Source organism: Pseudomonas orientalis (genome assembly GCF_001439815.1).
Classification (GTDB): Bacteria; Pseudomonadota; Gammaproteobacteria; order Pseudomonadales; family Pseudomonadaceae; genus Aquipseudomonas; species Aquipseudomonas orientalis.
On record NZ_JYLM01000008.1, the window covers coordinates 296,513 to 317,147 of the forward strand.

Sequence of the window (20,635 nt, forward strand, 5' to 3'; positions counted from 1 at the left end):
TTTAACAGCCCCGGCCTGAACAGGCCGGGGGTTATTTCGAAGCTATCGGTTCGGGCGTTGATCAGCCGCGGTGACGGCCGCGGAAGTAGTTGATCAGGCCCTGGGTCGAAGCATCTTCGGCCGAGGTTTCTTCGGCGCCGGTCAGGCGGTTGTAGACGCCCTTACCCAGCTCCTTGCCCAACTCGACACCCCATTGGTCGAAGGCGTTGATGCCCCAGATGACGCTCTGCACGAACACTTTGTGCTCATACATGGCGACCAGCGCGCCCAGGCGGCGTGGGCTGATGCGCTCGACAACGAGGGTGTTGCTCGGACGGTTGCCCGGGATCACCTTGTGGGGCGCCAGTTTCTGCACTTCGGCCTCAGGGATGCCCTTTTCGCGCAGCTCCGCTTCGGCTTCGGCGCGTGTCTTGCCGAGCATCAGTGCCTGGCTCTGGGACAGGCAGTTGGCGTACAGCCACTGGTGGTGGTCGGAGACCGGGTTGAAGCTGACGATCGGCACGATGAAGTCGGCCGGGATCAGTTGGGTGCCCTGATGCAGCAACTGGTGATACGCATGCTGGCCGTTGCAACCCACGCCGCCCCAGATGACCGGACCGGTCTCGGTGGCGACCGGCGTGCCGTCCTGGCGCACGCTTTTGCCGTTGGATTCCATGTCCAACTGCTGCAAATGCTTGGTGATGTTACGCAAGTAATGGTCGTACGGCAGGATCGCATGGCTCTGCGCACCCCAGAAATTGCCGTACCACACGCCGAGCAGGCCCAGCAGCACCGGCATGTTGTCTTCGAACGGCGCGTTCTGGAAATGCTGGTCCATGGTGTAGGCACCGGACAGCAGTTCCTTGAAGTTGGACATGCCGATCGCCAGGGCGATAGGCAAGCCGATCGCGGACCACAGCGAGTAACGACCGCCGACCCAGTCCCACATCGGGAAGATGTTCTCTTCGCGGATGCCGAACGCTACGGCCGCTGCGTTGTTGCTCGACACGGCGATAAAGTGGCGGTACAGCTCGGCTTCCGAGCCACCCTGGGCCAGGTACCAGGCGCGGGCGGCCTGGGCGTTTTTCAGGGTTTCCAGGGTGTTGAAGGATTTCGACGAGACGATAAACAGCGTGGTCTCGGCGCGCAGCTTCATGGTCAGTTCGTGGAACTCGCTGCCGTCGATGTTCGCCAGGTAGTGGCAGCGCACGCCTTTGTGGGCGTAGGACAGCAGCGCTTCGGAGACCAGCTCCGGGCCGAGGAACGAGCCGCCGATGCCGATGTTCACCACGTCGGTGATCGGCTTCTCGGTGTAGCCACGCCACAGGCCGTCGTGGATGCGGCCGACCAGGTCAGTGATCTGGTTCAGGACCTTGTGCACGTCCGGCATGATATTCACGCCGTTGACCGACAACTTGTCGCCAACCGGGCGGCGCAGTGCGGTGTGCAGCGCCGGACGGCCTTCGGAGGAGTTGACCGGCTCGCCGGCATACAGCGAGTTGATCGCGTCTTTAAGGCCGACTTCGTTGGCCAGGCCCACCAGCAGGTCGCGGGTTTCGCGGGTGATCAGGTTTTTCGAGTAATCGAGGAAAAGCCCGCAGCTGCTCAGGGTGAATTCGGAAAAACGCTGGGGGTCGGCATTAAAGGCCTCGCGCATGCTGAAATCCTGCATGGCTTGGCGATGTTGATCGAGCGCGTGCCAGGCGGGCAGCGCGGTAACGTCATGAGGGGTGCGGTAGTACGCCATCGCTGCGGGTTTCCTTTTATTACGGGGACTGCCTTTAGGACACTTCAAAGCCCGGAACATCCAGTCTTTTAACACGTGACGGGTTCCGGACAGCGCTAACCAGGAGCGCAGGGCGATTACATTAAACCTAGCGTGTCGATATGTCTTGGCTTTGTCTGCGCTGATGCCGGTACTTTTTTATACCGGCACAGCGATGAAGGCAACTGGTGGGGGGTCGAGGTGGCGTCAGTTGAGGTTCAGGTGCAGGTTGTCGATCAGGCGAGTTGTGCCCAGATAGGCCGCCACCAGGATCACGATGTCCCGGTCTTCTGGCGTGGCCGGACGCAAGTGCATGCCTTGGCGCACTTCCAGATAGTCGATGCGCAAGCCGGCGGCTTCGATCTGCTGGATGTGCTCGGCGCGAAGGGTGGCGAAATCACGCTCACCGCGCTTGATGGCGGCGGCCATCTGGCTGAGGCTGCGGTACAGCACGGGGGCAACCACGCGTTGCTCCTGGGTGAGGTAACCGTTGCGCGATGACAGCGCCAGGCCATCGGCTGCGCGTACGGTCGGCTCGCCGATGATCTGGATCGGCATGTTCAGGTCATGCACCATGGCGCGGATCACCGCCAGTTGTTGATAGTCCTTCTGGCCAAATACGGCCATATCCGGCTGGACCATGTTGAACAGCTTGCTGACCACCGTGGCCACGCCTTCGAAATGCCCTGGACGGCTGGCCCCACAGAGGCCTTCGGACAGATGGGGGACGCTGACGCGGGTCTGGCCGGTCATGCCGCCGGGGTACATTTCTTCGACCGTGGGCGCGAACAGCAGGTTGCAACCGGCTTGCAGCAGCATTTCCTGATCGGCGGCGAGGGTGCGCGGGTATTTGTCCAGGTCTTCGCCGGCGCCGAATTGCAATGGGTTGACGAAAATGCTGGTCACCACGAAGTCCGACTGCTGCGCGGCCTTGGTCACCAGGGTGGCGTGGCCACTGTGCAGGTTGCCCATGGTCGGCACGAAGCCGATGCGCTTGCCGGCACTGCGCGCGTGGGTCACGGCGGCGCGCAGTTCACGTAGGGTTTTAACGGTGTTCATGCAGAAAATCCATGTTCGGTGCCGGGGAACGTCACGGCTTTGACTTCGCTGACGTAAGCGCTCAGTGCGGCGTGAATACTGGGCTGGCCGGCCATGAAGTTCTTCACGAACTTGGGCACGTGGCCGCTGATCGACAGGCCGAGCATGTCGTGCAGCACCAGCACCTGGCCATCGGTGGCGGCGCCGGCACCGATGCCGATCACCGGTACCTTGACGGCCTGGGTGATTTCGGCGGCCAGTTCACTGGGCACGCACTCCAGCAGAATCATTGCGGCGCCGGCTTGTTCCAGGGCAATGGCATCGGCACGCATCTGGCGCGCCTGGGCTTCATTGCGGCCCTGTACCTTGTAGCCGCCGAGCAGGTTGACTGACTGCGGCGTCAGGCCCATGTGCGCGCATACCGGCACGCCGCGCTCAGCCAGCAGTCGGATCGACTCGGCGAGCCATACGGCGCCTTCGACCTTGATCATGTGCGCACCCGCCTGCATCAGTTTGCCTGCGTTCTGGAAGGTCTGTTCGAGGGTGGCATAGCCCATGAATGGCAGGTCGGCGATGATAAACGCACCGTCATTGCCACGCTTGACGCTGGCGGTGTGGTAGGCGAGTTCATCGGTGGTGACGGGGAGCGTGCTGTCATTCCCTTGAAGAACCATGCCCAGTGAGTCGCCTACCAGCAGCACCTCGACCCCGGCCTGGCAACTGGCGTGGGCGAAGGTGGCGTCGTAGCAGGTCAGCATGGTGATTTTTTCACCTCTGAGCTTGAGGCTCTGCAAGGTGGTCAGGGTAATGTCTGGCATGAAAAGGGTCCTCGTTCAGGCGCTTGGAAACAGCGAGTAACGCGCGTGAGTCTTCGTTTATACAGGCGCACCGTCTTGAGAGCAGTGCTTATAAGGCCTGGATTGCGCCCTTCAGCGCCGGGTTGGCGGCAGCGGGACGCCTATAGTCGTGAGCAGGACACGGGAAGTCAATTGGATGTGTTACCGCATTGTTACGATGGCGGTGTTACCGCTGTTACTGATGCGATTGTAGGAGCGAGCTTGCTCGCGAAGAACGCTTAGGCACCGCGTTTAATCAGGCTGTGCGCGTTATCGTTGACGATTTTCGCGAGCAAGCTCGCTCCTACAGAGGTAAGCGTTCCAGGCCGACGAATGGGCAGGCTTCAAGCAGGCCGCTGAGGCTTTTCCCGTCAGGCAGTTGCAGGTCCGCAGGCGCCAACTCGGCCAGCGGATACAGCACAAACGGTCGCAGGTGCATCTGGTAATGCGGCACCTTGAGGCGCGGCTCGTCGATCAAGCGGTCACCGAACAGCAGGATATCCAGGTCCAGCGTGCGTGGCCCCCAACGCTCGAGGCGTTCACGACCCTGAGCGTTTTCGATGGCTTGCAGCGCATCGAGCAATTGCAGCGGCGCAAGCTCACTGTCCAGGGCCGCCACCGCGTTGGTGTAGCGCGGTTGGCCCGGGAGCAGGGAGTCACTTTGATAAAAGTCGGATACACCGGCCAGTGTGGTGCCGGGCAATTGCGCCAAGGCGTCGATAGCGCTGCGCAATTGCTGTTGCGGGGCAGCGAGGTTGCTGCCCATGCCGATGTAGATACGTTCCACGTTTATTCGCCTGTTGCGCCTGAGGCATCGGCGGCGCTGCGTTTGCGCTTGCTGGAGCTGCGGCGACGCTTCTTCTGCCCGTCACCGACGCTGTCGCCTTTGCTGCCGAGTTCACGAATCATCTCGCGGCGCTGGCTGTCATTGGCATCCTGATAATCGGTCCACCATTCGCCCAGGCCGTCGGTCTGCTCGCCGGCGCTTTCGCGCAGCAGCAGGAAGTCGTAGCCGGCACGGAAGCGCGGGTTGTCCAGCAACAGGTCGGCGCGTTTGCCGCTGCGGCGCGGCAGGCGCTCCTGCATGTCCCAGATCTCGCGGATCGGCAGGGTGAAGCGCTTCGGAATGGCGATGCGCTGGCACTGCTCGCTGATCAACTCGTGGGCAGCTTCCTGCATGGCCGGGATCGGCGGCATGCCGCGATCCTGCAAGCGCAGCACGCGCTTGGGCAGGGCCGGCCACAACAGCGCGGCAAACAGGAAGGCCGGGGTGACCGGCTTGTTCTGCTTGATGCGCAGGTCGGTGTTGACCAACGCTTCGCTGATCAGGGTATGAGTGTACGTCGGGTTGTATTCCAGGGCCTCGGCGCTGGCCGGGAACAGTGGATCGAACAACTGCAGGTCGACGAGCATTTCAAAGGTGTCGGCCGCGTAGCCCGAGAGGAACAGCTTGAGCACCTCTTCAAACAGGCGTGCCGACGGAATTTCCCGCAGCATCGGTGCCAGTTCGCGAATCGGCGCGGCCGTGTGTTTCTCGATGCCGAAGTTGAGCTTGGCGGCGAACCGCACCGCGCGCAGCATGCGCACCGGGTCTTCCTGATAGCGCTGCGTCGGGTCGCCGATCAGGCGGATCAGGTTGTTGCGGATGTCGTGCACGCCGTTGGCGTAATCGAGGATGCGCTCGCTGACCGGATCGTAATACAGGGCATTGATGGTGAAGTCGCGGCGTTGCGCGTCTTCTTCCAGGGTGCCGTAGACATTGTCGCGCAGGATGCGTCCGCTCTCGTTGCGGGAAGACTGGTTGGTGTCTTCCTCTTCATCGTTTTGCGGATGGCCGGCGCGGAACGTCGCGACCTCGATGATTTCGCGACCGAAGTGGATATGCACCAGCTTGAAGCGGCGCCCGATAATCCGCGCATTGCGAAACTCGGCGCGCACCTGTTCAGGCGTGGCACTGGTGGCGACGTCGAAATCCTTCGGCGTGATATTGAGCAGCATGTCGCGTACGCAACCGCCCACCAGGTAGGCCTGGTAGCCGGCGTTCTGCAAACGTTCGACGATGTTCACTGCGTAACGGCTGAATTGAGCGCGCTGCAATGAATGCTGACTGCTGTTAAGCACTTCAGGCGTGCTGCGAATGTGTTGCGTACGACGCAAGGGAGAACGGAATGACTGGAACAACTTCTTCAGCATGGGATGCACTGTTTGAAGGAATGTTCGGCCATAACGAAGAATGACCGCATGATGGGCCGGGATTCTAGCATTTAGTCAGGGGATGGTGTAGGAACAAGCTGCGGGCGTTGCGCCAAAAGCGTTTGAAGGTCAATCCAGGAGCAATCTGTCGGAAACTACAAGGGGAGCCGAAGCTCCCCCAGAAGTAGTTGCGTGCTCTATTTTTATTATTGGTTTCGGGCTTCTTGTTTTTGTTGATCGCCCTCGTCATGAAGCTTCACCTTCATGACACTCCCAATCGGGAGCCAAGAGCAAACGGATTGCTTTGGTCGCTGTGTTGCTGATCTACGATCCAACCAGTTCAGGCTCTGCCTTAGGGCAGTTTTTGTTGTTCTCGGCCTGGTTGCGGGGCAAGCCCCAAATGCAACGCCTCTCCAAAAGAATCAGTTAGCTGCGCCTCCGTCGTGTTGTTTTTGTTATGCGTGAGTCGATTCGTCTTATTTTTATTGTCTTGTACAGAGCTTGTTATTGTTTTTGTACTAAGCATATAGCAGGGTGCGTGCCAACTTTTGCGACGCCCAGCAAAAACGGGGGTTTGAGGCGGATTCGGGTTTTTGACGGACCAAAAAAAGCCGGAGCTTCGTTACCGTAAGCCCCGGCGTTTGTTACGCGAAATATCCGCGGTAACAGTTTTTTCACATCAGCACGTGTTACCTGTGGCGCGGCCCCTCAACTCTCGCTGGCGACGCCGGTCTTGCGCCGTGGAATGCCCAAGCGCTGGCGACGTTCCCACAGGCACTTGCGGCTCACGCCCAGCTTGCGGGCCAGCTCGGTCTCGGTCATGTGGTCCTGGTGCTCGAGGACGAAATGCTGGAAGTAGTCTTCCAGAGACAAATCTTCCGTCGGCTCATGGCTGGTATTGCTACCCGCGCCTTGTTGCGGCGCCAGGCCGATGAAGTCGTCGTCGTCCAAATCGCTGAGTTCGATATCGATGCCCAGCAGCTCGGCGGAGATTTCCGGGCTTTCCGACAGAATGACCGCACGCTCGACGGCGTTTTCCAGTTCGCGCACGTTGCCCGGCCATGAGTAATGCCGGATGGCCTGCTCCGCGTCCGGCGCAAATTTCAGGTCGGTACGGTTGATGCGCGCGCTCTGGCGCAGCAGGAACGCCTGGGCGATCTCGTTGACGTCGGCGCCGCGCTCACGCAGTGCCGGCAGCTTGAGCGCAATCACATGCAGGCGGTAATACAAGTCTTCGCGGAACTGGCCGATCTTGGCCAGGCTCTTGAGATCACGGTGCGTCGCGGCGATCAGACGGACATCAACCTTTTGCGATTGCACCGAACCGACCCGGCGAATTTCGCCTTCCTGCAACACGCGCAACAAGCGCGCCTGTGCTTCCAGGGGCAGTTCGCCGATTTCGTCGAGGAACAGCGTGCCACCGTCGGCGGCTTCGACCAGGCCCGCACGCCCGGCGCTGGCACCGGTGAACGCGCCTTTTTCGTGGCCGAACAATTCGGACTCGATCAAGGATTCGGGGATCGCCGCGCAGTTCACCGAGATCATCGGTGCCTTGGCACGTTTGGACAGGTTGTGCAGGGCGCGGGCCACCAGTTCCTTGCCGGTGCCCGACTCGCCCTGGATCAAGACATTGGAGTCGGTCGGCGCCACTTTGCGGATCTTGCTGTAAAGGTCCTGCATCGGCGGGCAGGAGCCAATGATGCCGATCTCGCCGTTGCTGTTATCGACACCCGGTTTCTCGGCAGCTTTTCCCGCCGCACGTGGTTCGACAGGCGCACTGCTGGCCGACTGGCGGTCACGCAGGATGCGGGCCACCGCCTGAAGCATCTCGTCGTGGTCGAAAGGTTTGGCGATGTAGTCCACCGCGCCCATCTTCATCGAGTCTACCGCCGAGCGCAGGCTGGCGTAGCTGGTCATGATCAGCACCGGCGTGCCCTGGCCCAGCTTGATCAATTCGGTACCCGGTGCGCCGGGCAGACGCAGGTCGCTGACGATCAGGTCGAACGTGGGAATGCTGAAGCGCTCCTGGGCTTCCTGCACCGAGCCGGCTTCGCTGACCTGGTACTGGTTACGTTCAAGCAGGCGACGCAAGGCAGAGCGGATAATGGTTTCGTCTTCGACGATCAAAATGTGCGGCATTGATTCAATTCTCTCGACGGTCTCAGTTCACAGCGGACGTCGCTTCGACATGACGCGGCAAGGTCACCCGAATCCGGGTGCCGCGTTGGCTTTCGGTGTCAGCCGGGCTGTCGATGGTGATTTGTCCATAATGCTCTTCAACGATGGAATAGACCAGTGCAAGGCCCAGACCGGTACCTTCACCCGGGTCCTTGGTGGTGAAGAAAGGTTCGAACAATCGGTCCATGATGTTCTGTGGAATGCCGCTGCCTTCGTCCTCCACGATCAGGTCGACCGTGTGCTCGAAAGCCTCGCTCTTGACGCGTACCGCACTGTGCGGCGGGGACGCGTCGCGGGCGTTGGACAGCAGGTTGATCAGGACCTGGGCCAGGCGTTGCGAGTCGCCATCGACCCAATGGTCCGGATCGCACAAGTTAAAGAACTGTACTTCGAAATTGCGCCGGTTCAAGGCCAGCAGCCCAATGGCATCCTGCGCCACTTCGGCCAGGCACACCGCTTCGTCCTGATTCTGATGGGCGCCGGAGTGGGCGAAGCTCATCAACGACTGCACGATGCGCGACACGCGCTTGGTCTGCTCGAGGATCTGCCCGCTGATCTCGGTGATTTCGCCGTCTTCCTCGCGCTCTTCGCGCAGGTTCTGCGCCAGGCAGGCGATGCCGGTGATCGGGTTGCCGATCTCGTGCGCCACGCCGGCGGCCAGGCGACCGATGCTGGCCAGGCGCTCGGAGTGCACCAGCTTGTCTTCGAGCATCTGGGTGTCGGTGAGGTCTTCGACCAGTAACACCAGGCCGCTGTTACCGGGGGCCAGGGGCTCGTCAATGGCGGCCTTGTGCAAGTTCAGCCAGCGGGTCTGGCCGTCGAGGGCCAGGTGCTGCTTGTGCAAATGCTCGTCGGGCAGGTTGATAAAGCCCTGGAGCAGTTCTTTCCAGGGATCGCCCAGGGTATTCAAGCGAGAGCCGACCACGCGTTGCGCGGCGATGCCGGTCAGCTCTTCCATGGCCTTGTTCCACATCAGGATTTCCTGATCCTTGGCCAGGGAGCACACGCCCATCGGCAGTTCCTGCAGGGTCTGGCGGTGGTAACGGCGCAGGGCATCGAGCTCGGCGGCGAGGCCAGTGAGGCGTGAGTGGTAATCCTCCAGTCGGCTTTCGATGAAGTGGATGTCTTCGGTCACGTAGTTCTCGCCGCCCGCCTTGTAGGGCAGGAAGGTTTCCACCATGTCCTGGGACACGCTGGGGCCCATCAGTCCGGACAGGTTGGCTTCGATACGGTCACGCAAACGCCTCAGGGCATAGGGGCGGCGCTCGTCGAACGGCAGGTACAAATCGCGCAAAGCCTGTTCGACTTCCTTTTGCGCAGCCTTGGCACCCAGCGGCTTGGCCAGTTGCGTGGCGAATTCCTGGGGCGAGGCCGCGTGCAGCTCACGACGTTGCGGGCGGCGCACGTTGTCCACCGCACAGGCTTCGGCGGCGCTGGTTTCTTCGGGGCTGGCGTTGGTGAACAGCGAGATCAGGGTGAACATCAGCACGTTGGCAGCCAGCGAGGCGATCGCCGCCATGTGCCAGCTGGTGTCGTCCAGCACGTAAATCATGTTCAGCAAGGGGATGTAGAAGCCCTGCAGGTTGCCGACCAGCGGTAACAGCATGGTGACCAGCCACACCAGGATGCCCGCCAGCAAGCCGGCGATGAAGCCACGGCGGTTGGCGGTGGGCCAATACAGCACCGACAGCACGCCCGGCAGGAACTGCAAGGTGGCGACAAAGGCCACGATGCCGAGGTTGGCCAAGTCCTGTCCGGCGCCCAGCAGCAGATAGAAGGCGTAGCCGGCCATGATGATCGCGACGATCAACGCGCGACGCGTCCACTTCAACCAGCGGTAGATATTGCCTTCGGCCGGCGGCTGGTACAGCGGCAGCACCAGATGGTTAAGCGCCATCCCGGAAAGTGCCAGGGTGGTGACGATGATCAAGCCGCTGGCCGCGGACAAACCGCCGACATACGCCAGCAGCGCCAGCGCCGGACTGTTGGCCGCGATACCGATGCCCAGGGTGAAATACTCGGGATTGGTGGTGGCCCCCAGTTTCAGGCCGGCCCAGAGAATCAGCGGCACCGCCAGGCTCATCAACAGCAGGAACAGCGGCAACCCCCAACTGGCGCTGACCAGCGAGCGTGGGTTGAGGTTCTCGGTGAAGGTCATGTGGTACATGTGCGGCATCACGATTGCCGATGCGAAGAACACCAGCAGCAGCGTTCGCCACGGGCCTTCCTGCAAAGGCGTGTGCAGGGCGGCAAGGGCGGTCTGGTTTTGCAGCAGCCACAGCTCCAACTGTTGCGGGCCGTCGAACACGCCGTAGAGCGCATAAAGGCCGACACCGCCGATGGCAATCAACTTGATGACCGACTCGAAGGCAATCGCAAACACCAGGCCCTGGTGTTTTTCGCGAGTGGCGATATGGCGTGAGCCGAAGAAAATCGTGAACAGGCTGATCAAGGCGCAGAAGGCCAGGGCAACGCGATGTTGCACGGGCTCGCGGGTCAGGATGCTGATGGAGTCGGCCACCGCCTGGATCTGCAGGGCCAGCAACGGCAGCACGCCGATCAACATGAAAATCGTGGTGAGCGCGCCGGCCCAGGTGCTGCGAAAGCGAAAGGCAAACAGGTCCGCCAGGGAAGACAACTGATAGGTGCGGGTGATTTTCAGGATCGGGTACAGCAGCACCGGCGCCAGCAGGAACGCGCCGGACACCCCGAGGTAGCTGGAGAGGAAACCATAGCCGTATTGATAGGCCAGGCCGACGGTGCCGTAGAACGCCCAGGCGCTGGCGTACACGCCCAGGGACAAGGTGTAGGTCAACGGGTGGCGAATGATCGCCCGCGGAATCATTCCGCGCTCACTGATCCAGGCGACGCCGAACAATGCCGCCAGGTAGGCGGCGCTGATCAGCAGCATCTGGGTGAGACTAAAGCTCATCGGCATCTTTTTGGCTCTGCAGGATGAAGGTCACGACGATCAGGATCAGCCACAGCAGATAAGGCCGGTACCAGGCGCCCGTGGCGTCGATCCACCAATCCATGATGGCGGGAGAAAACAGGTAGATCCCGACGACCAGCAGCAGGACCAATCGATAGATGTACATGTTGGCCTCTGATTGAAGAACTGCGGCGATGGTAACGGATGCCCGGCAAGCTGCAAGCGCCTTCAGCTCAATTGCGCTTCGGCCAGCGTGAGTGTGCGCGGGATCAATCTGGCATCCCACTGCTGGATGCCCCAATCCAGCAGTTCCCTGGGGCTTGCGTAAAGCAGCTCGTCGCCGGCCGGCTGGCCGAGGGCGCGCAGTGCTCTGAGCAGCAACGGCGTGGCCTGGTCCGCGGTCAGCGGTGGCGAACGGTACGACTTGCCCAGCTTGTTACCGTCCGGCTGGACAATCAGCGGCACATGCAGATAACGCGGCTGGCGCAGGCCGAGCAATTCCTGCAGGTAGAGCTGGCGTGGCGTGGAATCGAGCAGGTCGGCACCGCGCACGATATCGGTGACCCCTTGCCAGGCATCATCCAGGACCACGGCCAACTGATAGGCATACAGGCCGTCGCGGCGGCGGATGACGAAGTCGCCCGCATCACGTCCCAGGTGTTGTCGGAATGGGCCCTGCACGCGGTCGGTAAAATGATATTCAAGCTCGGGCACGCGCAGACGGATGGCGGCATCTTGCTGGTCATGGCCAGCATTGCGGCAAAGTCCGGGGTAAATCCCGTTGTAGGGCTCCAGCTGTTTGCGCGAGCAGGTGCAGGCGTAGGCCAGGCCATGGTTGAACAGGTCGTTCAGGACCTTGGCGTAGGCCTCGTGTCGCTCGCTTTGCCGGACCAACTCGCCGTCCCATTCAAAACCGTAGCTTTGCAGGGCATGCAGGATTGCCGTCTGGGCGCCGGGCTCTTCCCGGGGCGGATCGAGGTCTTCCATGCGCATCAGCCAGCGGCCTTGATTGGCGCGGGCGTCGAGGTAGGAGGCGAGGGCGGCAACCAGGGAGCCGAAGTGCAAATGGCCGCTGGGCGTGGGGGCGAAGCGCCCGATATAGGTAGAGGCAGTCATGGGCCGGATACTACTGGAAAATCGGTAAACGCCAGAAACAAAAATGGGGCGTTCGCACGCCCCATTCCTTCAGCTCGGCAGGTATTACTTGCCGACCTGTTTTTCCTTGATTTCAGCCAAGGTCTTGCAGTCTACGCAGAGGTCCGCTGTCGGGCGGGCTTCCAGGCGACGAATGCCGATCTCGACGCCGCAGGATTCGCACCAGCCGTATTCTTCGTCTTTGATCAGTTGCAGGGTCTTGTCGATCTTCTTGATCAACTTGCGCTCGCGATCACGGGCGCGCAGTTCGAGGGCGAACTCTTCTTCCTGGCTGGCACGGTCGGCCGGGTCAGGGAAGTTGGCTGCTTCGTCCTTCATGTGGTCAACGGTACGATCAACCTCCTGCATCAAGTCCTGTTTCCACTTGTTCAGGATCTTGGTGAAGTGCAAGCGCATGGGCTCGCCCATGTACTCCTCACCTTTCTTCTCTACGTAAGGTTCGAAGCCGCTGATGCTTTGCTTTTCTAGGGTGGACATGAATAGACCGCCTCTCACTCTTCTAATCCATTGCGCAGGATTGCAACGTCACCGACACCTGCCGGCCCTGCGGCTGCAAGCGGGCGAACTTACCAGATAGATTCGGGGTGCGCCACTCCCGGTTGTCGACCCTGTCGCGCCGGGGTTGCAAAGTGCAGGGGCCCGTCGCGGCTGGATATGTCGCGTCTCGAATGTTGATTTTAGTCGTTTTGCCGGCGCTTGCCCGGGCTGTGAAGTCGACCGGGCAGGCAATAGAGCATGTTTTAGCGCCAGGGTTCGGTAGAATCCGGATTTTGTCCTCACCGTCTAAGGAAGGCTAATGGCTCAGCCCTACAGTGCGCGCAGTCGCGCCATCAAACCTTTTCATGTCATGGCGTTACTGGCGCGAGCCAATGAGCTGCAGTCAGCCGGCCATGACGTGATTCACCTGGAAATCGGCGAGCCGGATTTCACCACCGCCGAGCCGATTATCCAGGCTGGCCAGGCGGCCCTGGCCAACGGGAAGACGCGCTACACCGCCGCCCGTGGGCTGCCCGAGTTGCGGGACGCGATCAGTGGTTTCTATCAGCAACGCTATGGGTTGAACATCGATGCCCAACGCATTCTGATCACGCCCGGTGGCTCCGGCGCGCTGTTACTGGCCAGCAGCCTGCTGGTGGATCCGGGCAAGCACTGGCTGTTGGCGGATCCAGGCTACCCCTGCAACCGGCATTTTTTGCGCCTGGTGGAGGGCGCGGCGCAGTTGGTGCCGGTGGGACCGGACGTACGCTATCAATTGACCGCCGGTCTGGTGGCTGAACACTGGAACCAGGACAGCGTGGGCGCCTTGGTTGCCTCGCCGGCCAATCCCACCGGGACGATGCTCACTCGCGACGAGCTGGCCGGGCTGTCGAGTGCCATCAAGGCGCGTGACGGTCACTTGGTGGTGGACGAGATCTATCATGGCCTTACCTACGGCGCAGACGCCGCGAGCGTGCTGGAAGTCGATGACGATGCTTTCGTCCTGAATAGTTTTTCGAAGTATTTCGGCATGACCGGCTGGCGCCTGGGCTGGCTGGTGGCACCCCCGGAAGCGGTGGGTGAACTGGAGAAGTTGGCGCAGAACCTCTACATCAGTGCGCCGAGCATGGCCCAGCATGCGGCCCTGGCCTGTTTCACTGCACAAACCCTGAGCATTCTGGAGGAGCGCCGCGCTGAATTCGGCCGACGCCGTGACTTCCTGCTGCCGGCCCTGCGCGAGTTGGGTTTCGGGATCGCCGTGGAGCCGGAAGGGGCGTTCTATCTGTATGCGGATATCAGCGCGTTCGGCGGTGATGCCTTCGCGTTCTGTCGGCATTTTCTGGAAACAGAATATGTGGCCTTCACCCCGGGGCTGGATTTCGGGCGTTACCAGGCGGGTCATCACGTGCGCTTTGCCTACACACAAAACCTTGAGCGGCTACAGGAAGCGGTGGAGCGGATTGCCCGTGGCTTGCGGAGCTGGCAAGGCTGATGCGTTTTCATCCTCCTCTCGAAGAAGGGCGGCTGATCCGCCGCTACAAGCGCTTTCTCACCGATATCGAAACCGTTACCGGCGAATTGCTCACCATTCACTGTCCGAACACCGGTTCGATGCTTAATTGCATGGTCGAAGGCGGCCAGGTCTGGTTCAGCCGTTCCGCCGACCCCAAGCGTAAGCTGCCAGGCACCTGGGAGATCGCCGAAACGCCTCAGGGCCGGCTGGCATGCGTCAACACGGCACGCGCCAATCAGTTGGTCGAGGAGGCATTGCTTGCAGGCGTCATCACTGAGCTCAATGGTTTCACTGCGTTGAAGCGAGAAGTGCCCTACGGTCAGGAAAAGAGCCGGATCGATTTTCGCCTGGAATACCCCCAGGGGGCCGCGTTTGTCGAGGTTAAAAGTGTCACCTTGGGCTTTGATGGCAGCTCAGTGGCTGCGTTCCCCGACGCGGTGACCCAGCGCGGCGCCAAGCATTTGCGGGAGCTGGCTTACCTGGCGCGTGAAGGTGTGCGGGCGGTGCAGTTGTATTGCGTCAATCTCTCGGGGATCGATGCGGTGCGCCCGGCGGTGGAAATTGATGCGGGTTACGCCGCAGCGTTGCGCGAGGCCAAGGTGGCTGGGGTCGAGGTGCTGGCGTATGGTGTGCGGGTCACGCCTGAAGAGATCCACGTTGAGCGCCCGTTGAAGGTGCTGTTGGGTGACTAGAGTTCCACCCACAGGCCCTGTTCGTCTTCGCGGCCGGGCAGAGCGGTGAGGCTCTGGCCTGCGCAGGGGCCGGCGATGCACTCGCCGCTTTCGATCAGGAACAGCGCCCCGTGGGTGGCGCATTGAATCAGGCTGGCGCTTGAGTCGAGGAAGCGGTGCGGCCGCCATTCCAGCGGGATGCCGCGATGGGGGCAGCGGTTGAGATAGAAGTAGGCGACCCCATCGCGCCTCACGACCAACAGTTTGCAGCCGTCGATATCAAAACCGAGGCTGCTGTCGGGTGCAAGGGCCTGGGAGGGGCAGAGAAACTTCATTTCAGTCCTTAAGTGCCTTGACGTTCAAATGCAAACAATTATCAAATGCCCGCTTCGCCCTTCAGTTGATCGGGTGCTCAATACGATGCCGGGCAGAGTGTATCTGTCACATTGGTGAGTGCTTGAGCGGCTTTGCCTTGAAAGGAAACCCTGTTATGCGCCTGAGTGCCAGCGTTATTGCGCTTGTTGCCGGATTGCTGGTCAACCACGCGGCCCAAGCCCTGGAGCTTCCGCAACGCTGGGTCAGCGCCGGTGGAGCGTTATCGGAATGGGTGACGGCATTGGGGGGTGAGTCGAAGCTGGTCGGCGTGGACACGACAAGCCAGCATCCGGCATCGCTCAGGGCATTGCCCAGTATCGGTTATCAGCGCCAATTGTCGGCCGAGGGCATTCTCAGCCTGCGTCCGCAGCTGCTGGTAGGGACCGAGGAGATGGGGCCACCACCGGTGCTGGCGCAGATCCGCGGCGCCGGAGTGCAGGTAGAGATGTTCTCGGCACAGCCGGATTTAGCCAGCCTGAGAACCAACCTGGCGCATTTGGGTAAGCTGCTGGACAGCGAGGCCAGGGCCAGCCAATTGTTCAGCGGCTATGAGCAGGCCCTGGACCTACAGAAAGCCCGGGTGGCCAAGGCCCAGTTGACGCAAAAAGCACCGGGCGTGTTGCTGTTGCTCGGAAACGCTGGCGGCAAGCCGTTGATCGCCGGCAAGGACACCGCCGCTGACTGGATAGTGCAGCAGGCCGGCGGCCATAACCTGGCGACTCACAGTGGTTACAAGTTGTTCTCGGTGGAGTCGCTGGCCGGGTTGAGTCCTGATGTGCTGGTATTTGCCGATCGGGCACTCAGCGGTGAAGCGGCCCGTGTGGCGTTGTTCAAGGAAAATCCCGTCCTCGCGTCCACGCCGGCGGCCAGGAGCGGCCGGGTGATTGAGTTGGATCCGACGCTGCTGGTGGGTGGGCTCGGGCCACGCTTGCCGCAAAGCCTGGCGCAGTTGTCGGCCGGGTTTTACCCGTCCGGCGCGCAACCCGCCCCATGACGACATTGCTTAAACCGAAAACGCTGTTTATCGGGCTGGCGCTGTTATGTCTGGTGGCGATCTGGCTTTCATTGGCCCTGGGCCCGGTCAGCCTGCCGTTGTTCGACACACTCAGGGCCGCCTTGCGATTGATAGGGGTGCCGATCAATGCTCAGGGGCTCGAACAGGCCGAGTTGATCCTGGGGCAGATTCGTTTGCCGCGTACGTTACTGGGCCTGGCCGTCGGGGGTGTACTCGCATTGTCGGGCGTGGCGATGCAGGGGCTGTTTCGCAACCCGCTGGCCGATCCTGGTTTGGTGGGCGTGTCCAGTGGCGCGGCATTGGGAGCGGCGGTGGCGATTGTCGCAGGCTCGTTTTTTGGCGGGTTGCCGGACGCATTCGGCCCGTATCTATTATCAATCTGCGCGTTTCTGGGCGGCCTGGGTGTTACCGCGCTGGTTTATCGATTGGGACGGCGCAACGGCCAGACCAACGTCGCGACGATGCTGCTCGCCGGTATTGCGCTGACGGCGCTCGCCGGCTCCACGGTGGGGCTGCTTACCTACCTGGCGGACGACGCCACCCTGCGTACTCTGACATTCTGGAACCTGGGCAGCCTCAACGGTGCCAGCTATTCGCGATTATGGCCGTTGCTGCTGGTCAGTGCGGGCGTGGCGCTGTGGCTGCCGCGCCGGGCAAAGGCCTTGAATGCACTGCTGCTGGGTGAATCCGAGGCCAGTCATCTGGGTATTGATGTTGAAAAGCTCAAGCGTGAGCTGGTGTTCTGTACGGCGCTGGGCGTTGGCGCAGCGGTGGCTGCGGCGGGCATGATCGGCTTTGTCGGATTGGTGGTGCCGCACCTGGTGCGGTTGCTGGCAGGGCCGGATCATCGGGTGTTATTGCCGGCTTCGGTGCTGGCGGGCGCGAGTTTGCTGCTGTTTGCGGATCTGGTGGCGCGCCTGGCGTTGGCGCCGGCGGAATTGCCGATCGGTATCGTCACCGCGTTTATCGGCGCGCCATTTTTCCTTTACCTATTGCTGCGAGGGCGCGCCTGATGCTGCGGGTGGAAGCGTTGCACATCCGTCGCGCAGGCAAGACCGTGTTGGCGGATGTGACCCTGAACCTGCTGCCGGGCGAAGTGCTCGGCGTACTGGGGCCCAATGGCGCGGGCAAAAGTACGTTGCTCAGTGCGCTGTGCGGGGAGTTGTCGCCTGACCAGGGCAAGGTCTGGCTGGGCCAGCAGGAATTGAAGCATCTGAGTGGCGCGCAACGCGCCCAACGCCTGGCAGTATTACCCCAGAGCTCAACCCTGGATTTCGCTTTCCGCGTCGAGGCGGTTGTAGGCATGGGGCGGTTACCCCATCAGACCGGTCGCGTACGGGATGAGGAGATTATCCGCGCGGCACTGCAGGCGGCAGACGTGGGACACCTGGGCGGTCGCAGTTACCTCGCGTTGTCGGGCGGGGAGCGTCAACGGGTGCATCTGGCCCGTGTATTGGCGCAATTATGGCCGGGCGAGGCGGGGCAGACGTTGTTGTTGGATGAACCAACATCAATGCTCGATCCGTTGCATCAGCATACGACCTTGCAGGCGATCCGCAGCTTTGCCGATCGTGGCGCTGCGGTGCTGGTGATCCTGCATGACCTGAACCTGGCCGCGCGTTACTGCGACCGTATCCTGTTGCTGGAAGGCGGACGTCCCCATGCTCTGGACACACCGGCACAGGTGCTGCGGCCCGAGCCGCTCAAGGTGGTGTTTGGTCTGGATGTGTTGGTGCAGTCGCATCCGGAGCGGGGTCATCCGTTGATCATTGCGCGCTGAGTCCAGCTTTTTACAGGCAAAAAAAGACCCGGCAAGAGCCGGGTCAAATAACCGTGATTAGCCTGATGAGATAATCTGAGAGTCCGAACCAATGGCCTTTCAGTTATCGGCTGATCTCGCGATCAGTTGTGATAATCATAACGATTCTCATTTGAGAGTCAACAATTGTTTTATCCATTCCCGAATTTTTCTCCAAATACCCGTTTGCGGACCTAAATCTTCTGGCGCGTCGAGAGCGCATCGAACTGGCGGTTCAACGCCTCTTTGCGCTCAGGGGGAATGTCGTTCCAGTGCACATCCATCAATGCGCCTTCAATGGCATACAGCAGGACTTTCGATGCTCGGAACCCGCGAGTTCGCACGGCGCGGTAGGCATCGACCGCCCCCAGGCGGCGTAAGTCGGATGCACTGTGGATGCCCACCGCATGCAGCCACTGCGCCGACGTCTTGCCAAGGTTTTTCAGGTGCTGCAGCTCATCGTTCATCAAGCCTCCTTGCGACGGCTTAAGGTGCGGTGGGTGTTCGTGACCAGGCAAGCCTGAAAATGAGTGTAGCGCTCAGTAGGAAAAGCGTGATTCTTTGGTCGGGAACGGCTCAAAAGCTTATAAGAACGCCGCCGTATCTCGGGCACGGGAAAGCGCCCGGCACGCTTGACGCGCAGCCGGGGCTGGAGTGGCGAGGTTATTTGGTACGGTAACGCAGGCGGGTGCCGAAATTGACCGACATCAGGATCTCGTCAGCCGTCAGCTCGGGTGAGAAGTAAGTGCCGGAAATCTGCGCATGGGCGAGGCTGGCGCCTTCCAATGAACATTCACGTAGATCCAGCCCGCGCAGGTCGGCGGAGCGGAAGTAAGCGTCGGTAAAGTCGATACCGGCGGCGTTCAGTTCGCGCAGGTCCAGCCCCCGAAAGTCGCCGCCACGCATGTCGATAACCCCGTTGTCGGGGCGCTCCTGATTAAAGCCGCGTATGTCATCCTTGTGCAGGAGCGCGTAGAGCGGGGTATCAAGAAGCTTGGGCTGACTCATGACGGCGACTCCTGTTGGTATTATGGCGCCATTATAGTGCCACTATTACAAGGTCGTGCGCCAAAGTAGACGACACGACCAAGAAATATTTCTTACAGGCCAGGCAAGCGTTGACGAATATGCGCCACCAACGCATCGAGGGTCCCGCTTTCATTGGTCTCGACGCGCTTGCTCAATAGCAGCTCCTCGGCGGTCAGTGGGTCACGATTGGCTTGCTGCTGTTCGATAACCACCAAGGTTGCGTCGGACGGATCGTTTTTATCTGCCTGACGTTGTGCCAGCCAACTGGCGATGACGGCCTGGGGCGCATTGCAATCCAGGATCAGGAAGGGGGCGCCTGTGGCTTCGGCAACCCGGGCCGCCGCGTCGCGTTGTTCGCGTTTGAGAAAGGTGGCATCGAGCACTACCGGGAAACCGGCGCGAAGCACAGTTTCGGCAATCTCGTTCAGCCGCGTGTACGTTGCAGCACTGGCGTCATGGTTATAGATGCCGGCCTGCGGTGTATTTTCCACAGGCTGCTCGCCAAACAGGCGCTTGCGCTCCACGTCCGACCGCAGGCGAACCGCGCCCAAGGCCTCGACCAGGCGCAGGGCGACATGGCTTTTGCCCACGGCCGAAACGCCATGGGTAATTGCCAGGAAGCGCGAGGGAATCGTGCTGTAGCTTTCAGCCAGATTGGCGTAGTTGCGGTACTGGCGCAGGGTGGTGGCGCGTTGTACCGGATCGGCTTCGCTCGGCATGCTGAACAGCGCAACCTTGGCTCGTACCAGGGCGCGATAAGCCTTGTAGAAATTGAGCAACTCCAGGCCCTGATAATCGCCGGTCAGTTCCAGATACTGGCTGATAAACCGTCGCGCAAGGCATTTGAGGCCACGGTCTTCCAGGTCCATCGCCAGGAACGCGGTGTCGGCGTACACGTCGGTGAAGCGAAACGGCTCGTTGAATTCGATGCAGTCGAAGATCACCACATGACCGTCGATCAGGGTGGCGTTGCCCAGGTGAATGTCACCGTGACATTCGCGGGTGAACCCATCGAGCTTGCGCTGTTGCAGCAGCGGCTTGAGGCGTTCGAAGCTGCTTTCGGCCCAGGCTTGCAGGGCTTCCAGCTGAGTCAGGTCGGCCTTGTCACTGAGGAATGGACGGATCTGGTCGAAGTTCTGGCGTACCGGCGCCATCACCTCATCCGGGGTGCCGGCCGGGTGTTCCCGTGGGACTTTGGGGGCGTTGAGGTGGAAGTGCGCAATCTGCCTGGCCATTTCGTCGATGTGCGCGCTGGTGAGTTCACCGTTGGCTTGCAGGGTGCTCAACATCTGGCTTTGCGGGAACTGACGCATTTTCAGCGCGTACTCGATTACCGGGCCGTCGCCAGCCAGTTGCGGTGCATCGGCCGTGCCGGTAATGGGTAACACTTCAAGATATAAATCTTCAGTCAGTCGCTGGTTCAGGCGCAGTTCTTCGTTGCAGAAGTGGCCGCGCTTTTCCAGGTCGGTGAAGTCCAGGAACCCGAAGTTCATCGGTTTCTTCAGTTTATAAGCATAGGGACCGGTCAGGATTACCCAGGAAATATGGGTTTCAATGACTTGAAATGCTTCCACCGGATGCGGGTACAACGCCGGGTTTTGCAGGGCTGCGATCAGGGACTGGCTCACGGGCGATCCTTCAAAGTCTGGGAGAAATCATGGCAAGCATTATGGCCGCTACG

19 protein-coding genes are annotated in these 20,635 nt (G+C 61.0%); 5 read left to right on the top strand and 14 right to left on the bottom strand.

What is annotated here, in order from left to right; genetic code table 11:
• Nucleotides 1–61: 61 nt before the first annotated feature.
• The 10 genes from pgi to dksA all read right to left on the bottom strand — a co-directional run bounded on the left by pgi (nucleotide 62) and on the right by dksA (nucleotide 12,553).
• The gene (pgi, locus tag TU82_RS20460) at nucleotides 62–1,726 is read right to left on the bottom strand and encodes a glucose-6-phosphate isomerase (RefSeq protein ID WP_057725027.1); all 1,665 of its coding nucleotides are present in this window, start codon (nucleotides 1,724–1,726) and stop codon (nucleotides 62–64) included.
• Nucleotides 1,727–1,951: 225 nt separating this feature from the next.
• Entirely contained in the window at nucleotides 1,952–2,803 is an 852-nt protein-coding gene (gene panC, locus TU82_RS20465; RefSeq protein ID WP_057725028.1) for a pantoate--beta-alanine ligase, read from the bottom strand.
• The gene (gene panB, locus TU82_RS20470; RefSeq protein WP_057725029.1) at nucleotides 2,800–3,600 is read right to left on the bottom strand and encodes a 3-methyl-2-oxobutanoate hydroxymethyltransferase; all 801 of its coding nucleotides are present in this window, start codon (nucleotides 3,598–3,600) and stop codon (nucleotides 2,800–2,802) included. The genes panC and panB overlap by 4 nt, the downstream gene beginning before the upstream one ends.
• A gap of 322 nt (nucleotides 3,601–3,922) precedes the next feature.
• Nucleotides 3,923–4,405 (bottom strand): 2-amino-4-hydroxy-6-hydroxymethyldihydropteridine diphosphokinase, encoded by a 483-nt coding sequence (gene folK, locus TU82_RS20475; RefSeq protein ID WP_057725030.1) that lies wholly within the window; start codon nucleotides 4,403–4,405, stop codon nucleotides 3,923–3,925.
• 2 nt (nucleotides 4,406–4,407) lie between these two features.
• A complete protein-coding gene (locus TU82_RS20480; RefSeq protein ID WP_057725031.1) occupies nucleotides 4,408–5,811 on the bottom strand; it encodes a polynucleotide adenylyltransferase PcnB in 1,404 nt (467 codons plus the stop codon).
• A gap of 708 nt (nucleotides 5,812–6,519) precedes the next feature.
• Nucleotides 6,520–7,950 (bottom strand): sigma-54-dependent transcriptional regulator, encoded by a 1,431-nt coding sequence (locus TU82_RS20485; protein WP_057725032.1) that lies wholly within the window; start codon nucleotides 7,948–7,950, stop codon nucleotides 6,520–6,522.
• A 22-nt stretch (nucleotides 7,951–7,972) separates the two neighbouring features.
• Nucleotides 7,973–10,927: a sensor histidine kinase gene (locus tag TU82_RS20490; protein ID WP_162276150.1), complete on the bottom strand. Its 2,955-nt coding sequence runs from the start codon at nucleotides 10,925–10,927 to the stop codon at nucleotides 7,973–7,975.
• Nucleotides 10,911–11,087, bottom strand: coding sequence for a hypothetical protein (locus TU82_RS28715; protein ID WP_003176118.1), 177 nt, complete (start codon nucleotides 11,085–11,087; stop codon nucleotides 10,911–10,913). The genes TU82_RS20490 and TU82_RS28715 overlap by 17 nt, the downstream gene beginning before the upstream one ends.
• 62 nt (nucleotides 11,088–11,149) lie before the next feature.
• Nucleotides 11,150–12,037, bottom strand: a complete 888-nt coding sequence (gene gluQRS, locus TU82_RS20500; protein WP_057725034.1) for a tRNA glutamyl-Q(34) synthetase GluQRS — start codon at nucleotides 12,035–12,037, stop codon at nucleotides 11,150–11,152.
• 84 nt (nucleotides 12,038–12,121) lie between these two features.
• A complete protein-coding gene (gene dksA, locus TU82_RS20505; RefSeq protein ID WP_057725035.1) occupies nucleotides 12,122–12,553 on the bottom strand; it encodes an RNA polymerase-binding protein DksA in 432 nt (143 codons plus the stop codon).
• Nucleotides 12,554–12,872: 319 nt separating this feature from the next.
• Between dksA and TU82_RS20510 the strand changes: the two genes are divergently transcribed.
• The gene (locus tag TU82_RS20510) at nucleotides 12,873–14,045 is read left to right on the top strand and encodes a pyridoxal phosphate-dependent aminotransferase (protein WP_057725036.1); all 1,173 of its coding nucleotides are present in this window, start codon (nucleotides 12,873–12,875) and stop codon (nucleotides 14,043–14,045) included.
• Nucleotides 14,045–14,758, top strand: coding sequence for a DNA/RNA nuclease SfsA (sfsA, locus tag TU82_RS20515; RefSeq protein WP_057725037.1), 714 nt, complete (start codon nucleotides 14,045–14,047; stop codon nucleotides 14,756–14,758). The genes TU82_RS20510 and sfsA overlap by 1 nt, the downstream gene beginning before the upstream one ends.
• Here the strand turns inward: sfsA and TU82_RS20520 are convergent.
• Entirely contained in the window at nucleotides 14,755–15,072 is a 318-nt protein-coding gene (locus tag TU82_RS20520) for a Rieske (2Fe-2S) protein (protein ID WP_057725038.1), read from the bottom strand. The genes sfsA and TU82_RS20520 overlap by 4 nt on opposite strands.
• A gap of 155 nt (nucleotides 15,073–15,227) precedes the next feature.
• Here TU82_RS20520 and TU82_RS20525 point away from each other — a divergent pair, with 155 nt between their 5' ends.
• From TU82_RS20525 to TU82_RS20535, 3 genes are read left to right on the top strand one after another with little or no spacing between them, the layout of a single operon-like run.
• Entirely contained in the window at nucleotides 15,228–16,106 is an 879-nt protein-coding gene (locus tag TU82_RS20525; RefSeq protein ID WP_057725039.1) for a heme/hemin ABC transporter substrate-binding protein, read from the top strand.
• A 50-nt stretch (nucleotides 16,107–16,156) separates the two neighbouring features.
• Nucleotides 16,157–17,140, top strand: a complete 984-nt coding sequence (locus TU82_RS20530) for a FecCD family ABC transporter permease (protein WP_173667496.1) — start codon at nucleotides 16,157–16,159, stop codon at nucleotides 17,138–17,140.
• Nucleotides 17,140–17,907 (top strand): heme ABC transporter ATP-binding protein, encoded by a 768-nt coding sequence (locus TU82_RS20535; protein ID WP_057725041.1) that lies wholly within the window; start codon nucleotides 17,140–17,142, stop codon nucleotides 17,905–17,907. The genes TU82_RS20530 and TU82_RS20535 overlap by 1 nt, the downstream gene beginning before the upstream one ends.
• Nucleotides 17,908–18,119: 212 nt before the next feature.
• Here TU82_RS20535 and TU82_RS20540 read toward each other — a convergent pair whose 3' ends face one another.
• The 3 genes from TU82_RS20540 to TU82_RS20550 form a co-directional block, all read right to left on the bottom strand.
• On the bottom strand, nucleotides 18,120–18,392 hold the full coding sequence (locus TU82_RS20540; RefSeq protein WP_057725042.1) for a TfoX/Sxy family protein: 273 nt from the start codon (nucleotides 18,390–18,392) through the stop codon (nucleotides 18,120–18,122).
• Between the two features lie 196 nt (nucleotides 18,393–18,588).
• A complete protein-coding gene (locus TU82_RS20545) occupies nucleotides 18,589–18,933 on the bottom strand; it encodes a pentapeptide repeat-containing protein (RefSeq protein WP_057725043.1) in 345 nt (114 codons plus the stop codon).
• Nucleotides 18,934–19,025: 92 nt separating this feature from the next.
• Nucleotides 19,026–20,582 carry a bifunctional aminoglycoside phosphotransferase/ATP-binding protein gene (locus TU82_RS20550; RefSeq protein WP_057725044.1) on the bottom strand — a complete coding sequence of 519 codons (1,557 nt, stop codon included), beginning with the start codon at nucleotides 20,580–20,582 and terminating at the stop codon, nucleotides 19,026–19,028.
• Between the last annotated feature and the right edge of the window lie 53 nt (nucleotides 20,583–20,635).